15 protein-coding genes are annotated in these 14,748 nt (G+C 73.0%); 8 read left to right on the top strand and 7 right to left on the bottom strand.

All coding sequences use genetic code 11. From position 1 onward, the window contains the following. The first annotated feature begins 45 nt into the window (after window positions 1-45). A complete protein-coding gene (locus ACWCYO_RS21095; RefSeq protein WP_449785075.1) occupies window positions 46-228 on the top strand; it encodes a hypothetical protein in 183 nt (60 codons plus the stop codon). 19 nt (window positions 229-247) lie between these two features. On the opposite strand, the gene ACWCYO_RS21090 is transcribed toward ACWCYO_RS21095, so the two are convergent. The 5 genes from ACWCYO_RS21090 to ACWCYO_RS21070 all read right to left on the bottom strand — a co-directional run bounded on the left by ACWCYO_RS21090 (window position 248) and on the right by ACWCYO_RS21070 (window position 5,518). Then, the gene (locus ACWCYO_RS21090) at window positions 248-1,981 is read right to left on the bottom strand and encodes an FAD-dependent monooxygenase (RefSeq protein WP_270143675.1); all 1,734 of its coding nucleotides are present in this window, start codon (window positions 1,979-1,981) and stop codon (window positions 248-250) included. Window positions 1,982-2,103: 122 nt separating this feature from the next. Beyond that, a complete protein-coding gene (locus tag ACWCYO_RS21085; RefSeq protein ID WP_270143672.1) occupies window positions 2,104-2,955 on the bottom strand; it encodes an amino acid ABC transporter permease in 852 nt (283 codons plus the stop codon). Window positions 2,956-3,028: 73 nt separating this feature from the next. Further along, complete coding sequence (locus ACWCYO_RS21080) at window positions 3,029-3,679, bottom strand: amino acid ABC transporter permease (RefSeq protein ID WP_270143671.1); 651 nt, start codon at window positions 3,677-3,679, stop codon at window positions 3,029-3,031. Window positions 3,680-3,722: 43 nt separating this feature from the next. Further along, window positions 3,723-4,625 (bottom strand): glutamate ABC transporter substrate-binding protein, encoded by a 903-nt coding sequence (locus tag ACWCYO_RS21075; RefSeq protein ID WP_270143669.1) that lies wholly within the window; start codon window positions 4,623-4,625, stop codon window positions 3,723-3,725. Window positions 4,626-4,744: 119 nt separating this feature from the next. Continuing rightward, window positions 4,745-5,518 carry an amino acid ABC transporter ATP-binding protein gene (locus ACWCYO_RS21070; protein ID WP_270143666.1) on the bottom strand — a complete coding sequence of 258 codons (774 nt, stop codon included), beginning with the start codon at window positions 5,516-5,518 and terminating at the stop codon, window positions 4,745-4,747. A gap of 391 nt (window positions 5,519-5,909) precedes the next feature. Between ACWCYO_RS21070 and ACWCYO_RS21065 the strand changes: the two genes are divergently transcribed. After that, a complete protein-coding gene (locus tag ACWCYO_RS21065; protein WP_270143664.1) occupies window positions 5,910-6,668 on the top strand; it encodes a response regulator transcription factor in 759 nt (252 codons plus the stop codon). 6 nt (window positions 6,669-6,674) lie between these two features. Further along, a complete protein-coding gene (locus ACWCYO_RS21060) occupies window positions 6,675-8,108 on the top strand; it encodes a sensor histidine kinase (RefSeq protein WP_270143662.1) in 1,434 nt (477 codons plus the stop codon). Between the two features lie 15 nt (window positions 8,109-8,123). Here ACWCYO_RS21060 and ACWCYO_RS21055 read toward each other — a convergent pair whose 3' ends face one another. Further along, a complete protein-coding gene (locus tag ACWCYO_RS21055; protein ID WP_449785074.1) occupies window positions 8,124-9,143 on the bottom strand; it encodes a TAXI family TRAP transporter solute-binding subunit in 1,020 nt (339 codons plus the stop codon). A 141-nt stretch (window positions 9,144-9,284) separates the two neighbouring features. Between ACWCYO_RS21055 and miaB the strand changes: the two genes are divergently transcribed. Both miaB and ACWCYO_RS21045 read left to right on the top strand, forming a co-directional pair. Beyond that, window positions 9,285-10,787, top strand: a complete 1,503-nt coding sequence (miaB, locus tag ACWCYO_RS21050) for a tRNA (N6-isopentenyl adenosine(37)-C2)-methylthiotransferase MiaB (protein ID WP_270143658.1) — start codon at window positions 9,285-9,287, stop codon at window positions 10,785-10,787. A gap of 109 nt (window positions 10,788-10,896) precedes the next feature. Further along, entirely contained in the window at window positions 10,897-11,595 is a 699-nt protein-coding gene (locus tag ACWCYO_RS21045; RefSeq protein ID WP_270143656.1) for a class III extradiol dioxygenase subunit B-like domain-containing protein, read from the top strand. Between the two features lie 5 nt (window positions 11,596-11,600). Here ACWCYO_RS21045 and ACWCYO_RS21040 read toward each other — a convergent pair whose 3' ends face one another. After that, window positions 11,601-11,870 carry an antitoxin gene (locus ACWCYO_RS21040; protein WP_449785073.1) on the bottom strand — a complete coding sequence of 90 codons (270 nt, stop codon included), beginning with the start codon at window positions 11,868-11,870 and terminating at the stop codon, window positions 11,601-11,603. A 165-nt stretch (window positions 11,871-12,035) separates the two neighbouring features. On the opposite strand from ACWCYO_RS21040, the gene miaA reads away from it, so the two are divergent. The 3 genes from miaA to dapF all read left to right on the top strand — a co-directional run bounded on the left by miaA (window position 12,036) and on the right by dapF (window position 14,678). Further along, window positions 12,036-12,971, top strand: coding sequence for a tRNA (adenosine(37)-N6)-dimethylallyltransferase MiaA (miaA, locus tag ACWCYO_RS21035; RefSeq protein ID WP_449785072.1), 936 nt, complete (start codon window positions 12,036-12,038; stop codon window positions 12,969-12,971). Window positions 12,972-13,200: 229 nt separating this feature from the next. Beyond that, window positions 13,201-13,713 (top strand): hypothetical protein, encoded by a 513-nt coding sequence (locus ACWCYO_RS21030; protein WP_270143651.1) that lies wholly within the window; start codon window positions 13,201-13,203, stop codon window positions 13,711-13,713. Between the two features lie 32 nt (window positions 13,714-13,745). After that, on the top strand, window positions 13,746-14,678 hold the full coding sequence (dapF, locus tag ACWCYO_RS21025) for a diaminopimelate epimerase (RefSeq protein ID WP_270143649.1): 933 nt from the start codon (window positions 13,746-13,748) through the stop codon (window positions 14,676-14,678). Window positions 14,679-14,748: the final 70 nt, after the last annotated feature.

Raw genomic sequence — 14,748 nt, 5'->3', positions numbered from 1 at the left:
CCCGGCTGGAGGAGATCGCGCGCTCGCACCCCCGGGGTGGCGGAGGTGTACGCGATGCAGGCCGGGCGCGAGGTGCGGGTGATGGTGCGGCCGGACACGGTGGACGACTTCGGGGCGGAGCTGATCGCCCGTGAGGTGGCCCGGCAGGTCTCGGCGGAGCTGACCCAGCCGGGCCGGATCCGGGTGACGGTGGTCCGGGAGAGCCGGGCCACGGCGGTCGCGGGCTGAGGGCGCCCGGACCGGACACCTAGGCGGTGGGTTCCACCTGCTGCGCGGCGGGCTCCGGGGCTGCCTCGGGCTCGGGCTCGGGCTCGGGCGGGCCGGTGATCGGGGCGGGGCCGCCGCGGGCGCGGTCGGCGAGTGCCAGGAGGTCCTCGGCGGCGGCACCCTGGGTGACGCCGACCAGGTGCCCGTCCGGTCGGATCAGCAGCACGGTGTGCGGTCCGGCACCCGGGTACTCCTCGGTGACCAGCACCTCGGCCGGCACCGGCAGGGCGGCGGCGACCTCGGCGAGCCGGGGCATCAGTCCGGCGCCGAGCCAGTGCTCGGCCGACCAGACCGCGGTGCCGGGGGCGACCAGCAGCAGCAGGAAGGTGGCGCCGAGCCGGGCGTGCAGGTGGTCCGGGGTGCCGTCGGCGGCGAGCACCGGCAGGTCCGGGACGAGTACGCCGGGGGCGGTGGCGGGCAGCAGCTCGCTGAGCGAGGTGACTCCGCGCGCGCCGCGCTGCACCGGCACCCGGCCGGGGACCCCGGAGGGCGCCGCCGGGTACGCGGGCGCGCCGCCGAAGCGGCCGGTGCCCAGCTGGCCGTCGGCGAGCAGCGGGGCGTGCTTGCGGAAGCCGCCGACCAGCAGCGAGCGCCGGGTCTGCTGCCAGCCGCGCAGCGGGCGCAGCAGCGGCATGGACTGGTCGACGGCGCGCAGCCGGGCGCCGACCGCGCCGCGCCGCTCGGCCTCGTAGCCGTCCAGCAGGGAGCCGCCGGGCTGGGGACCGCCGGAGTGGAGGTGCCAGGCGAGGGCGAGCCGCCAGGCGAGGTTGTCGGCGTCGCGCAGCCCGTCGGCCAGGTTCTGCATGCCGAGGGCGCCGTGCAGGTGGGCGGCGTCGCCGGCCAGGAAGCAGCGGCCGCTGCGGAAGCGGGCGGCGAGGCGCTGCTGGGCGGTGTGGTCGGCGGCGGCGAGCAGCTCGTGGCGGGGGAGTTCGCCGCACCAGCCGGTGAGGGTGGAGGTGACCCGGGTGAGCAGGGTGTCGCCGGTGACGATGCCGGGCCAGGTGGCGTGCGGGTCGACCTGTTCGGTGGGGGCGGGCCGACCCGGGGGCAGCCGCCAGTCGAGCCGCCAGACGCCGTCCGGCAGCGGGCGGGCGGTGGCCTCGCGGTCGCCGCGCCACGGGGGTTCGCGGTGCAGCCGGGCGCCGTCGAAGGGCAGGTCGACCCGGACGGTGGCGATGGCGTTGCGGTCGACGGCCGGGCGGCCGGGGAAGCGGATCTTCAGCAGCTTGCGGACGGTGGAGCGGGCGCCGTCGCAGCCGACCAGGTGGCTGCCGCGCCACCAGGTGCTGGAGCCGTCCTGGGTGCCGTGGGTGCGGACGCTGACCCCGTCGCGGTCCTGTTCGAGCTCGACGACCCGGTTCAGCGGGACCAGCCGGACCAGCGGGGTGCCGGTCAGGGCGTCGCGCAGGCCGCGTTGGAGGCGGTGCTGGGGGAGGTGGAAGGTGGGCGAGTCGGTGAGGTCGATCCGCAGCACCTCCTGGCGGCGCCGCCAGATGGTGAAGGAGTCCCACAGCGCCGAGTCGGAGACGGCCCGGGAGTAGCCGATCCGGGTCAGGAAGGCGGTGGAGTCGGCGCCGAGGACGACGCTGCGGGGGCCCTCCGGGCAGAGCCCGGAGCCCTCGTCCAGGACGACGGTCGGCACCTCGTGCCGGGCCAGCGCGAGGGCCAGGGCCAGACCGACCGGTCCGGCCCCGACCACGATCACCGGGTCCATGCGGGGACCTCCGGGCACGAACCGGCCCATGGGCCGGCGTCAGTTACCGCTGCCGCATATGCCGCGTGGATGCTCCCGGGAGGTGTCACGAAGAGCAATGCAACAGTTCACCTGCGTGTCCGTCAAGCAGCAGCTGAAGTGCGCCGGTTCGCGCCGCGACGGCCGCGTGCTTCGATCCACCGCGCGAGCGCGGTCAGCAGCAGGCACAGCGCGATGTAGATCGGGGCGATCACCAGCACCACGGGGATGTAGGGGAAGCCCGCGGCGTTCATCGGCTGGCCGGCGATCTTCTTGCCCATGAACAGCAGCTCGTTGTACGTGATGATGTAGCCCAGCGAGGTGTCCTTGAGGGTGACGACCAGCTGGCCGATCATCGACGGCAGCATCGAGCGGACGGCCTGCGGCACCAGGATGGCGGACATCACCTGGGTCTTGCGCATCCCGAGGGCGTACGCCGCCTCGCCCTGCCCGCGCGGGACGGCGTTGACGCCGCTGCGGATGATCTCGGCCTGGACCGAGCCGTTGTAGAAGGTGAGGCCGAGCACCAGCGCCCACATCGGGTCCTTGGCGAAGAACGCGTAGTAGAGCGCGACGATCAGGATCAGCAGCGGCATCGCCCGGAAGAACTGGACGACCGCGGTGCAGGCCCAGCGGACCGGCTTGTGGTCGGAGAGCGTCCCGGAGGCCAGCAGCGCGCCCAGGGTGAGCGAGAAGGCCGCCGCCAGGCCGAAGGCCTTCAGGGTGGCCAGCAGGCCGTCCACGATCATCTGCTGGACGAAGTTGTACTGGAACGGGTCCCACAGGTCGGCGTCGAACTGGCCGTTGTCGGCGAGCGCGCTGACGGCGTACCAGAGCAGTCCGGCGATGCCGAGCACCGAGAGGACGCCGAACAGGCGGTAGCGGGCGCGGGTCCGGGGGCCGGGGATGTCGTAGAGGACGCTCGCCGAGCCGCCCTGGCGCTGGAAGAGACTCATGCGCCCACCTCGCTGCGCTCGGCAGGGGCATTCGCCCATGCGCGCCTCTTGATGATGTGCTCGCTGCGCTCGCTCATCGGACCACCGCCAGTCGGGATTCCAGGAAGCGGAAGAAGGAGGCGACCGTCGCGCTGATCAGCAGGTAGGCGCAGGCCACCCAGAAGAAGATCGAGAAGATCGAGTAGCCGCGCTCGGAGAAGGTCTGCTGGGCGCTGTACAGCTCGCCGACGCTGAACGCGCCGGCGATCGCCGAGTTCCTCGGCAGCGCGATGAACACGCTGCTCATCGGGGCCAGGACGGTCCGGGTGGCCTGCGGCAGGATCACCAGGGTGAGGGTCTGGAAGAAGCTCATGCCGAGACTGCGGGCCGCCTCGGCCTGGCCGAGCGGCACGGTGTTGATGCCGGAGCGGATCACCTCGCAGACGAACGAGGCGGTGTACCCGCCGAGCGCCAGCGCCGCGAAGGTGAGGTGGCTGAAGTGCACGCCCAGCGGCGGCAGGCCGAAGGTGACGGCGAAGAACAGCAGGGTCAGCGGGGTGTTGCGGAACAGCGTCACCCAGGTGGTGCCGAAGGCGCGCAGGACCGGCACCGGGGAGACCCGGAAGGCCGCCAGCAGGGTGCCCAGCAGCAGGGCGAGCAGGGCGCTGAGCGCGCTCAGCTCGATCGTCTGCAGGAAGCCGTCGCGGAACAACGCGAAGTTGTCCTGCTCGAACAGGAACCCCATCCGGCGGCCCTCCTCTCACAGATGGTCGGGAAGCGGGAGTCGGTCAGTAGCGGTCGAGGGTGGGGATCTCCGGCGCGGCCGAGCCGGACGCGCCGAGGGTCGCGTCGTAGGCCTTCTTCCAGTCGCCGTTGTCCTCGTGGGCCTTGAGGGCGTCGCTGATCGCGTCGCGCAGCGCCTTGTCGTCCTTGTTCAGGCCGACGCCGTAGTTCTCCTTGGTGAACGGCTTGCCGACCACCTTGAGCTTGGGGGCGTACTTGGAGGCGTAGCCCTTGAGGATCGCGTCGTCGGTGGTGACCGCGTCGACCTCGTTGTTCATCAGCTTCTCGACGCAGGCCGAGTAGGTGTCGAACTGGGTGATCTTCGGGCTGTACTGCTGGATGTTCTTGATCGAGGTCGAGCCGGTGGCGGTGCAGATGTTCTTGCCGTTGACGCTCTCCGGGCCGGTGATCGAGGTGTTGTCGCTCTTCACCAGGAAGTCCTGGCCGGCGATGTAGTACGGGCCGGCGAAGGAGACCGTCTTCTTGCGCTCGTCGTTGATGCTGTAGGTGCCGACGTAGAAGTCGATCTGGCCCTTGGCGATGGCCGGCTCGCGCTGCGAGGAGACCAGGGTCTGCCACTTGATCTGCTGCGGGGTGAAACCGAGGTCGGCGGCGATCATCTTGGCGATCTCGATGTCGAAGCCGCTGCGGTCGCCGCTGGCGACGTCCTCCCAGCCGAGGTTCGGCTGGTCGGCCTTGGCGCCGATGATCAGCTGGCCGCGCTTCTTGGCCTCGGCGAGGACCGGGGAGTCGACCTTGACGTCCGTCTTGACCGTGTAGGTCGGCAGCGGCGGGGCGCTGCTCACGCTGGCCGCGCTGGAGGCCGGGGTGCCGTCCTTGCCGCAGGCGGCGGTGGCGGTGAGCGCGACGGCACAGAGCGCGACGGCGAGGGTGCGGGAAGTCCTCATGAGGGTTGTACTCCTGGGGCTGGGCCACGGTGTCGACCGGGCTCTGGCGTCTGGAAGTCGTGCACGGGCAGGGCCGGCCGGCGCCGTTGCCGGCGGCGGCCCCACGTGATCTCGAAGCGTCAGTGGTGCAGGATCTTCGACAGGAAGTCCTTGGCGCGGTCGGAGCGCGGCGCGGTGAAGAACGCCTCCGGGGTGTTCTGCTCGACGATCTTCCCGTCGGCCATGAACAGCACCCGGTTGGCGGCGGAGCGGGCGAAGCCCATCTCGTGGGTGACGACGACCATGGTCATGCCGTCGGCGGCCAGCTGGCGCATGACCTCCAGCACCTCGTTGACCATCTCCGGGTCGAGCGCCGAGGTGGGCTCGTCGAAGAGCATCACCTTCGGCTTCATCGCCAGCGCCCGGGCGATCGCCACGCGCTGCTGCTGGCCGCCGGAGAGCTGGGCCGGGTACTTGTCCGCCTGCGCCCCGACGCCGACCCGCTCGAGCAGCTCGCGGGCGGTCTTCGTGGCGTGCGAACGGAGCACCTTGCGGACCTTGACCTGGGCCAGGACCACGTTCTCCAGCACGGTCTTGTGGGCGAACAGGTTGAAGCCCTGGAACACCATGCCGACCTCGGCGCGCAGCCGGGCCAGCTCCCGGCCCTCGGCGGGCAGCGGGCGGCCGGACAGGGTGATCGTGCCGGAGTCGATCGTCTCCAGCCGGTTGATCGTCCGGCAGAGCGTGGACTTGCCCGAGCCGGACGGGCCGATCAGCACGACCACCTCGCCCTGGTTGATCTCCAGGTTGATGTCCTGCAGCACGTGCAGCGCGCCGTAGTGCTTGTTGACCTTGCTCAGCACGACCAGCGGGGCGGCTGCGGGGGTGGAGTCCTCGACCGGGCTCTCGGTCATCGCGCCTGCTCCCTCTGTGTCGAACTGGGTCGTTTCGTGCCTACCCGAGAAGTCCCAACTCCCTTGGGTGGCAAAGGTGGTGCGAATCCGGGAGCCGCGACCGGCGGAGCCGCAGCCCCCGGTGGGGCGACCATAGGAGTGCTGACGGTGCCCCGTCAGCCGATCTGAGCGGAACTTGAGCATCACGAAACGGACACACGACGCGTACGCACTGTTCGCGAAGGCGTCGACGGGGCATGTCACAGCGGGAATCCGCGCCGGTGCTCGCCGTCCCCCACGAGGCCGGTCCGCGGTCGAACCTGGCGCCGAGCCGCCCGCTGGCCCATACTGCGCAGGACCGGGCCCCGACCGAATCGGCCCGGCGACCAGGTGGGGGAGGGAGGAGTACGGGATGCGACTGCTGCTCGTCGAGGACGACGAACGCGTGGCCGCGGCGCTGGTCGCGGTGCTCGGCCGGCACGGCTTCCAGGTGCGGCACGCCCGCAGCGGGCACGAGGCGCTGGACGCCCTGGTGCCGGACGGCAACGAGCCGTACCGCGTCGTGCTGCTCGACCTCGGGCTGCCCGACCGCGACGGCTTCGAGGTGTGCAGCCGGATCCGGGCCGGCAGCGGCGTGCCGGTGATCATGGTGACCGCCCGCGCCGACATCCGCTCCCGGATCCACGGCCTCAACCTGGGCGCCGACGACTACGTCACCAAGCCGTACGACATGGGCGAGCTGCTCGCCCGCATCCACGCCGTCGCCCGCCGCGGCGCCCAGCCGTCCTCGGTCGCGGTGCCCGCGCCCGACACCGTGCCGCAGCAGCGCGGCCCGCTGGAGTCCCGCGGCATCCGGATCGACCGGGAGCGCCGCCGGGTCAGCGTGGACGGCCGCGACGTGCCGCTCACCCGCAAGGAGTTCGACCTGCTGGCGCTGCTCGCCCAGAGCCCCGGCGTGGTCTACCGGCGCGAGCAGATCTTCAGCGAGGTCTGGCGCAGCGGCTGGGAGGGCAACGGCCGCACCCTGGAGGTGCACATCGGCTCGCTGCGCAACAAGCTCGCGCTGCCGGGCCTGGTCGAGGCCGTGCGCGGCGTCGGCTACCGGCTGATCCCCGACGGCCCGACCTCCACCGCGGCCGACCAGGCCCCGTCCGCCCCCGCGGAGCACTGACCGCACGTGCGCACCCGCCTGCTCGGCATCCTGATCGCCCTCATGCTCTGCGTCCTGGCCGCCCTGGGGCTGCCGCTCGCGGCGGCGTTCGCGGCGGCCGAGCAGAGCAGGGTGGTGGTCGACCGGCTGGACGACGCCGCCCGCTTCGCCCAGGACCTGCCCACCTCGGGGGCCGGCGCCCTGGACTCCGCCTTCAAGGCCGACCCGGAGCCCGCCCCCGGCGACCTCAGCCGGCGGCACGCGATCGAAGCCGAGGTCCAGCGCTACTTCGACCTGTACGGCGTGCGCCTGGGCATCTTCCAGCGCGACGGCTCGCCGATCGCGGTCGCGCCCCGCGACTGGCGGGTGCCCGCCGCCGGCTGGGGCGCCCAGGCCTTCCAGGAGGCGCTGGACGGGCGACGCAGCCACAACCCGCCGCAGGTCTGGCCGTGGACCGAGGACCGGACGATCACCGTCGCCGCCCCGGTGGTGCGCGACGGCGACGTGGTCGCGGTGGTGCTGAGCGAGTCCCCGACCGGGGCGTTGCGGGCCCGGGTGCTGCACAAGTGGCTGGTGCTGGCCGGCGGCGAGGCCGCCGCGATGGCCGTCGCCGTGGTGCTGGCCGTGCGGCTCACCGAGTGGGTGCTGCGCCCGGTGCGCACCCTGGACCGGGCCACCCACGACATCGCCACCGGCCGGATGGCCGCGCGGGTCGCGCCCGGCGGCGGCCCGCCCGAACTCCAGCGGCTGGCACGCTCGTTCAACGAGATGGCGGACCACGTGGTGCACGCCATGGACCAGCAGAAGGCCTTCGTCGCGGACGCCTCGCACCAGCTGCGCAACCCGCTCTCGGCGCTGCTGCTGCGGGTCGAGGTGCTCGGCCTGGAACTGCCCGAGGGCCACGAGGAGGAGCTCAGCGGCGTCCGGGAGGAGGGCACCCGGCTGGCCCGGGTGCTGGACGACCTGCTCGGGCTGGCCACCGCCGAGCACGCCCGCCCCGAACCCGAGCAGACCGACCTCGCCCAGCTGACCCTCGCCCGGGTGGACGGCTGGCGGCCGGTGGCCGAGCAGCGGGGGATCGACCTGACCTGGGACGGCCCGGCGCTGGCGATCGGCATGGCGGACCCGATCGGCTTCGGCTCCGCGCTGGACGCCGTCCTGGACAACGCGCTCAAGTTCGGCCCGTCCGGCAGCCAGGTGCGGCTGCGGGTCGCGGTGCGCCGGGACGAGGTCGCGGTGACCGTCAGCGACGCCGGGCCCGGGCTGACCGAGGACGAGCTGTCCCGGGCCGGGGACCGGTTCTGGCGCAGCCCGCGGCACCAGAACGTGGACGGCTCCGGGCTGGGCCTGTCCATCGCCCGCACCCTGTTGGCGGCCGGCGGCGGCTCGCTCGGCTTCGCCCCGGTCAAGCCGACCGGGCTCGCGGTGACCCTGGTGGTGCCGCGGCCGGAAAGGCCTTAGCGGCCTCTCGGGTTCCTACGGCTTCACGGACCGGTAGTAGCGCGCCGCGCCCTCGTGCAGCGGGAGCGGGTCGGTGTAGACGGCGGTGCGCAGGTCGACCAGCTGGGCGGCGTGCACCTGGGCGCCGATCTGGTCCCGGCTGTCTATCACCGCCCGGGTCATGCCCTCGACCAGGCCCGGGTCCACGTCGTCCCGGGTGATCAGCAGGTTGGGCACGGCCATGGTGGCGACCGGGTCCTTGGGCTCGGCGTTCGGGTAGGTGCCCTTGGGCATGGTGGCCGCCCGGTAGGCGTCGACGCCGTCACCCTCCGTCTTGTGCAGTGCCTCGGACAGGTCGGCCAGCGGGACGATCCGGATCCGCATGTGGTCGGAGAGGTCGGTGAGCGCGCTGGTCGGCAGGCCGCCGGACCAGAAGAAGGCGTCGATCTTGCCCGCGCGCAGATCGTCGGAGCCGTCGCTGACACCCGCCGGGACCGGGGTGATGTCGTGGTCCGGGTCCAGGCCAGCCGCGGTCAGCAGCTGCCTGGTCACCAGGTTCACCCCGGACTGCTTCAGCCCGACGCCGACCCGCAGGCCCTTGAGGTCGGCGGTGCGGTGCACCGGGGAGTCGGCCGGGACGATCAGCTGCAGGTAGTCGTCGTACAGCCGGGCGATCGCCCGCAGCCTGCCCTTGCCGGGGCCCTGGTAGGCGGCGACCGCGTCGGCGGTGGCGATGGCGAAGGTGTCCTGGCCGGTGATCACCCGGGTCAGGTTCTCCACCGAGCCGTCGGTGCTGTCCAGGGCCAGCCGCACCCCCGGCATGGTCTGCGACACGTGGGACTGCAGCAGCTGCCCGTACCGGTCGTAGACCCCGCGCGGGACGCCGGTCGCGAAGCGGGTCTCCCCGCGCGGGTAGCCGGGCGAGCGGCCCGCCGACAGCCACCAGCCGCCCAGGCCGGCCACCAGCAGCACCAGCACCAGCACCGTCCGCCACAACGGGCTGCGGGCCGCGCGGCGGACGGCGGCGCCGAGACGTGACGGATTGGTGGGGGCCATGCAGGGATACTGCCAGGAGCTCCGGCCGAACGGGAGGGGAACGGCCGGCGGAAAGCGCCGGGACCGGCCCGGTGGAGATCCGGGACCGGCCTGTCGAAGATCCGGGGAATGGCGGCCCGCGGCTGCCCGTACCCTGGTCTGGTGAGCGGTGAGAGCGGATTGAAGAGCTACAAGGTCGTCACGCACGGCTGTCAGATGAACGTCCACGACTCCGAGCGGCTGTCCGGCCTGCTCGAGGACGCCGGGTACGTCAAGGCCGGGCCGGACGGCGACCCGGACCTGGTCGTGTTCAACACCTGCGCGGTGCGCGAGAACGCCGACAACAAGCTGTACGGCAACCTCGGACAGCTCGCGCCGGCCAAGAGCCGCCACCAGGGCATGCAGATCGCCGTCGGCGGCTGTCTGGCCCAGAAGGACCGCGAGACCATCGTCAAGCGCGCCCCCTGGGTCGACGTGGTGTTCGGCACCCACAACATCGGCCACCTGCCGGCGCTGCTGGAGCGGGCCGCCGTCGAGCGCAAGGCCCAGGTCGAGATCCTCGAGTCCCTGGAGACCTTCCCCTCCACGCTGCCGACCCGCCGCGAGTCGGCGTACGCGGCCTGGGTCGCCATCTCGGTCGGCTGCAACAACACCTGCACCTTCTGCATCGTCCCCGCGCTGCGCGGCAAGGAGGAGGACCGCCGTCCCGGCGACGTCCTCGCCGAGATCGAGGCGCTGGTGGACGAGGGCGTCATCGAGGTGACCCTGCTCGGCCAGAACGTCAACGCCTACGGCTCCGACCTGGGCGACCGCGAGGCCTTCTCCAAGCTGCTGCGCGCCGCCGGCCGGATCGAGGGCCTGGAGCGGATCCGCTTCACCTCGCCGCACCCGCGCGACTTCACCGACGACGTGATCGCGGCGATGGCCGAGACCCCGAGCGTGATGCACCAGCTGCACATGCCGCTGCAGTCCGGCTCGGACCGCGTCCTCAAGGCGATGCGCCGCTCCTACCGGCAGGAGCGTTTCCTCGGGATCATCCGCAAGGTCCGCGAGGCGATGCCGGACGCGGCCATCTCCACCGACATCATCGTGGGCTTCCCCGGCGAGACCGAGGAGGACTTCGAGGAGACGATGCACGTCGTCCGCGAGGCCCGCTTCACCAACGCCTTCACCTTCCAGTACTCCAAGCGCCCCGGCACCCCCGCCGCGGAGATGGCTGACCAGGTGCCGAAGGAGGTCGTCCAGGCCCGCTACGACCGGCTGATCGCCCTGCAGGAGGAGATCTCCTGGGACGAGAACAAGAAGCAGGTCGGCCGCACCCTGGAGGTCCTGGTCGCCGAGGGCGAGGGCAAGAAGGACGACCGGACCCAGCGGCTGTCCGGGCGCGCGCCCGACAACCGCCTCGTCCACTTCAGCAAGCCGGACGAGCCGGTGCGCCCGGGCGACATGGTGACCGTCGAGATCACCTACGCCGCCCCGCACCACCTGCTGGCCGAGGGCCCGGTGCTCGCCGTGCGCCGCACCCGGGCGGGCGACGCCTGGGAGAAGCGCCAGGCCAAGCCCGCCGACAAGCCGGCCGGCGTGATGCTCGGCCTGCCGAAGATCGGCGCCCCGGCCGAGCTGCCGCTGGCCGCCCCGGCGGGCGGCGCCTGCTGCGGCGACTGACCCACGTGCCGTGACGGCGGCCCGGCGGGAGCGTTGGTGCTTCCGCCGGGCCGTTGCCGTGTGCGGGAGCGTTACCGGGACCCGGGCGACAGGCCCTAGAGTGATCAGCATGCTGGTAGCCGCCGCCGTGTGCCCCTGTCCGCCGCTGCTCGTCCCCGAGGTCGCCGCCGGGGCCGCGCCCGAGCTGGACGCGCTGCGGGCCGCCTGCGACGAGGCGCTGGCGGCGCTGGTCGCGGCCGAGCCGCAGCTGGTCGTGGTGGTCGGCGCCGGGCCGGAGGCCGAGGTGTGGACCGAGGGCGGGGCCGGCTCCTTCCACCGCTACGGGGTGCCGCTGGTCGCCAAGCTGCCCGGCGACCGGGTCGAGGGGCCGGAGCTGGCGCCCTCGCTGACCGTCGGCGCCTGGCTGCTGGAGCGTGCCGGGGTGACCCTGCCGACGCACGCCTGCGCGGTGCCCGCCGACGCCCCCGCCGACCGGATGCTCGGCCTCGGCCAGGGCCTGGCCGGCCTCGCCGACCGGGTCGCCCTGCTGGTGCTCGGCGACGGCAGCGCCTGCCGCTCGGTGAAGGCGCCCGGCTACCTGGACGAGCGGGCCGAGGGCTTCGACGCCGCGCTGGCCGCAGCCCTGGGCTCGGCCGACCTGCCCGCCCTCGCCGCCGTCGACCCGACGCTGGCCGCCGAGCTCAAGGCCGAGGGCCGGGCGCCCTGGCAGGTGCTGGCCGGCGCCGCCGAGGGCGCCGGCCTCACCGCGCGGCTGGGGTACCAGGACGCGCCGTACGGGGTGGGGTACTTCGTGGCGTCCTGGAACTGATCGGCTTACGGCTGCGGGGGCTGGGGGGTCTGCCCCTCGCCGCCCGGCTTCGGCTTGTGGGCGAAGTCGCCGACCGCGTCCTTGGCCTTGCCGGCGCCGTGCTCGATCTTCTCGCTGTACTTGCCCTTGGTGGCCTTGTCGATCGCGTCGCCGGCCTTGTCCACGATGTGCTCGATCTGGTCGCTGTGCTTGCCCGCCAGCTCGCTGGCCTTCTCCTTGAGCTCCTCGGCCTTGCCCTTGAGGTTGTCCATCAGACCCATGGCGATCTCCTTCATTCCCTGTCTCCTGTCACAACGCGCGGGACGGGTAAAGCGTTCGCAAAACGACGGTCGACTGCGGAAGCGGCCGGAGACAGTCCGGGGAACAGTCATATCCTCGCGCAGTCGGGGGCGGGCGGCAGCCCGGTCCCGGGTGCCGCGGCGGTTTGCGAGACTGGAGCGGTGAGCAGCTCCCGTGTGATCAGCATCGTCGGCGCGACCGCCGCCGGAAAGTCCGACCTGGCCGTCGCCATCGCCCGCAGCCTCGGCGGCGAGGTGATCAACACCGACTCGATGCAGCTGTACCGGGGCATGGACATCGGCACCGCCAAGCTGACCATGGACGAGCGCGGGGGAGTGCCGCACCACCTGCTGGACGTCTGGGACGTCACCGAGGCGGCCAGCGTCGCCGAGTTCCAGCGACTGGCCCGGGCCGAGATCGACCGGCTGCTCGCGGCCGGGCGCACCCCCGTCCTGGTCGGTGGCTCCGGCCTGTACGTCCGGGCCGCGATCGACGAGATGGAGTTCCCCGGCACCGACCCCGAGGTGCGCGCCCGGCTGGAGGCCGAACTGGAGCAGGCCGGCCCGTACGCGCTGCACCGGCGGCTGGCCGAGTTGGACCCGGCGGCCGCCGAGGCGATCCTGACCGGCAACGGGCGGCGGATCGTCCGCGCACTGGAGGTCATCGAGATCACCGGGCAGCCGTTCACCGCCAACCTGCCGAGCAACACCGCGGTGTACGAGGCGGTGCAGATCGGCGTCGCCGTCCCGCGCCCCGAACTGGACGAGCGGATCACGCTGCGGGTCGACCGGATGTGGCAGGCCGGGCTGCTGGACGAGGTGCGGGAGCTGGAGAAGGCCGGACTGCGGGAGGGCCGGACCGCCTCCCGGGCGCTCGGCTACCAGCAGGTGCTCGACCACTTCGCCGGCGAGTGCACCGAGGACGAGGCGAGGGCCGAGACCGTCCGGGCCACCAAGCGCTTCGCCCGCCGTCAGGAGTCCTGGTTCCGCCGGGACGACCGCATCCACTGGCTCTCCCGACCGGCCGGCACCGACCCGGTCGAGCTGCTGGAACACTCCCTGGAACTGATCGGTGGTCAGGGAGTTCCGGCCGCATAGGACGTGTTCCGGCCAATTCGGCGGTGCACCTGCGCGCGCAGGTGACCGTGCAGGACGAACCGGGGGTCACGGCCGGATCACGTGATGGCCACGGATCACCCGAGGACCCCGGTCAGGCCGCGAACGCCCCCTCTGGACATGCCATCATCGATGCCATAAGGGTCGGCCCGCACGGGTCGACCGTGCCCGGCCGCGAGTCCGCTCGTGTCGAACTGTCAGGGGAGGCCGTGTGTCGACGGGTACCGGCCCCGAACCCGGCCAGAGCGGGAGCGTCACCGCACCGGCCGAGGAGTTCGACGAGTCGACGATGGGTGACCTCCCCGTGCTGACCGGCCTGGAGGCGCCGACCTCGTACGCGGCCGCGGTGCCCGCGCTGGACACCCGCACCCCGCCGGACGCCGCCGTGCACGAGCGGGAGATCCGGCCGCGGCGCCGGCTCCGCTGGTGGCAGACCCTGCCGATCGCCCTGCTCGGCACCCTCGGATCGCTGATGTTCGCCTTCCCGCTCGCCTTCGGCTCGGCCGGCGCACGGGCCACCATGGTGGGGATGCTCGGGCTGCTGTTCACCGCGGCCTCGTTCGGCTGGGGCGCGATGGCCGCCCGGCACGCCGGCTACAAGTGGCCGGGGCTGCCGCGCCGGGGCTCCGGGCAGCGGGCCGGCTGGAAGGCCATCGTGGTCTACACCCTGATCGCGCTGGCCGGCTGCGCGCTCGCGGTCTGGCGGGTCGCCTACCTGCGCTGAGCGGTTCGCCGGACCTCCATACAATCGGAGGGGTGAGCGCATCCTCTCCCCAGCGGGCCGGTCTCCCCTTCTTCAAGGGCCACGGCACCCAGAACGACTTCGTGATCGTGCCGGACCCGGACGGCGTGCTGGAGATCGGCCCGGAGGCCGTCGCCGCGCTGTGCGACCGGCGGGCCGGCATCGGTGGCGACGGGCTGCTGCGGGTGGTCCGCGCCGCCGCCGACCCGGCCGCCGCGGACCTGGCCGACCGGGCCGAGTGGTTCATGGACTACCGCAACTCCGACGGCAGCATCGCCGAGATGTGCGGCAACGGTCTGCGGGTCTTCGCCCGCTTCCTGGTCGAGGCCGGCCTGGCGAAGCCCGGCGAGCTGGCGATCGCCACCCGCTCCGGGGTGCTCACCGCGAAGGTCGCCGAGGACGCCGAGGACGGCACGCCCGGCGAGGTCACCATCGACATGGGCCGCGCCCGACTGCCCGGACCGGACGGCATCGAGGTCGCGGTCGGCGAGCGGCGCTGGCCCGCCCTGAACGTCAACATGGGCAACCCGCACGCGGTGGCCTTCGTGGAGAGCCTGGACCACGCCGGGAGCCTCTTCACCGCTCCGCTCACCAGCCCCGAGGGCGTCTACCCGGAAGGCGTCAACGTCGAGTTCGTGGTGGACCGCGGCCCGCGGCACGTCGCGATGCGGGTGCACGAGCGCGGCTCGGGCGAGACCCGCTCCTGCGGCACCGGCGCCTGCGCCGTCGCGGTGGCGGCCATCCGCCGGGACGGCGCGGACCCGGCGGTGACCGGCGAGGCGGTCTCGTACACCGTGGACGTGCTGGGCGGCCGCCTGGTCATCACCGAGCACCCGGACGGCCGGGTGGAGATGACCGGGCCGGCGGTGATCGTGGCCGAGGGGCGGCTGGACGGGCGCTGGTGGGAGTCGCTGAGCCAGGGCTTGTCTGAGAAGCGCTGGCGCTGACGGCCCGGTTTGCCCAATTCGTGCGGCGACGAATCCCCCCGATCGGGTGATACCGGTCGCGGACGGGAAT

This window comes from Kitasatospora sp. NPDC001683 (genome assembly GCF_053596495.1).
The sequence above is the reverse complement of the archived record's forward strand: the minus strand, read 5'-3'. Positions and strand labels throughout refer to the sequence as shown.

Bases quoted from the DNA above. Each gene is read 5' to 3' on its own strand.
- ACWCYO_RS21080 (WP_270143671.1), bottom strand. From the start codon at position 3,679: ATGGGGTTCCTGTTCGAGCAGGACAACTTCGCGTTGTTCCGCGACGGC.
- ACWCYO_RS21040 (WP_449785073.1), bottom strand. From the start codon at position 11,870: ATGAAGGAGATCGCCATGGGTCTGATGGACAACCTCAAGGGCAAGGCC.
- ACWCYO_RS21055 (WP_449785074.1), bottom strand. From the start codon at position 9,143: ATGGCCCCCACCAATCCGTCACGTCTCGGCGCCGCCGTCCGCCGCGCG.
- ACWCYO_RS21045 (WP_270143656.1), top strand. From the start codon at position 10,897: ATGCTGGTAGCCGCCGCCGTGTGCCCCTGTCCGCCGCTGCTCGTCCCC.
- ACWCYO_RS21075 (WP_270143669.1), bottom strand. From the start codon at position 4,625: ATGAGGACTTCCCGCACCCTCGCCGTCGCGCTCTGTGCCGTCGCGCTC.
- ACWCYO_RS21065 (WP_270143664.1), top strand. From the start codon at position 5,910: ATGCGACTGCTGCTCGTCGAGGACGACGAACGCGTGGCCGCGGCGCTG.
- ACWCYO_RS21090 (WP_270143675.1), bottom strand. From the start codon at position 1,981: ATGGACCCGGTGATCGTGGTCGGGGCCGGACCGGTCGGTCTGGCCCTG.
- ACWCYO_RS21070 (WP_270143666.1), bottom strand. From the start codon at position 5,518: ATGACCGAGAGCCCGGTCGAGGACTCCACCCCCGCAGCCGCCCCGCTG.
- ACWCYO_RS21085 (WP_270143672.1), bottom strand. From the start codon at position 2,955: ATGAGTCTCTTCCAGCGCCAGGGCGGCTCGGCGAGCGTCCTCTACGAC.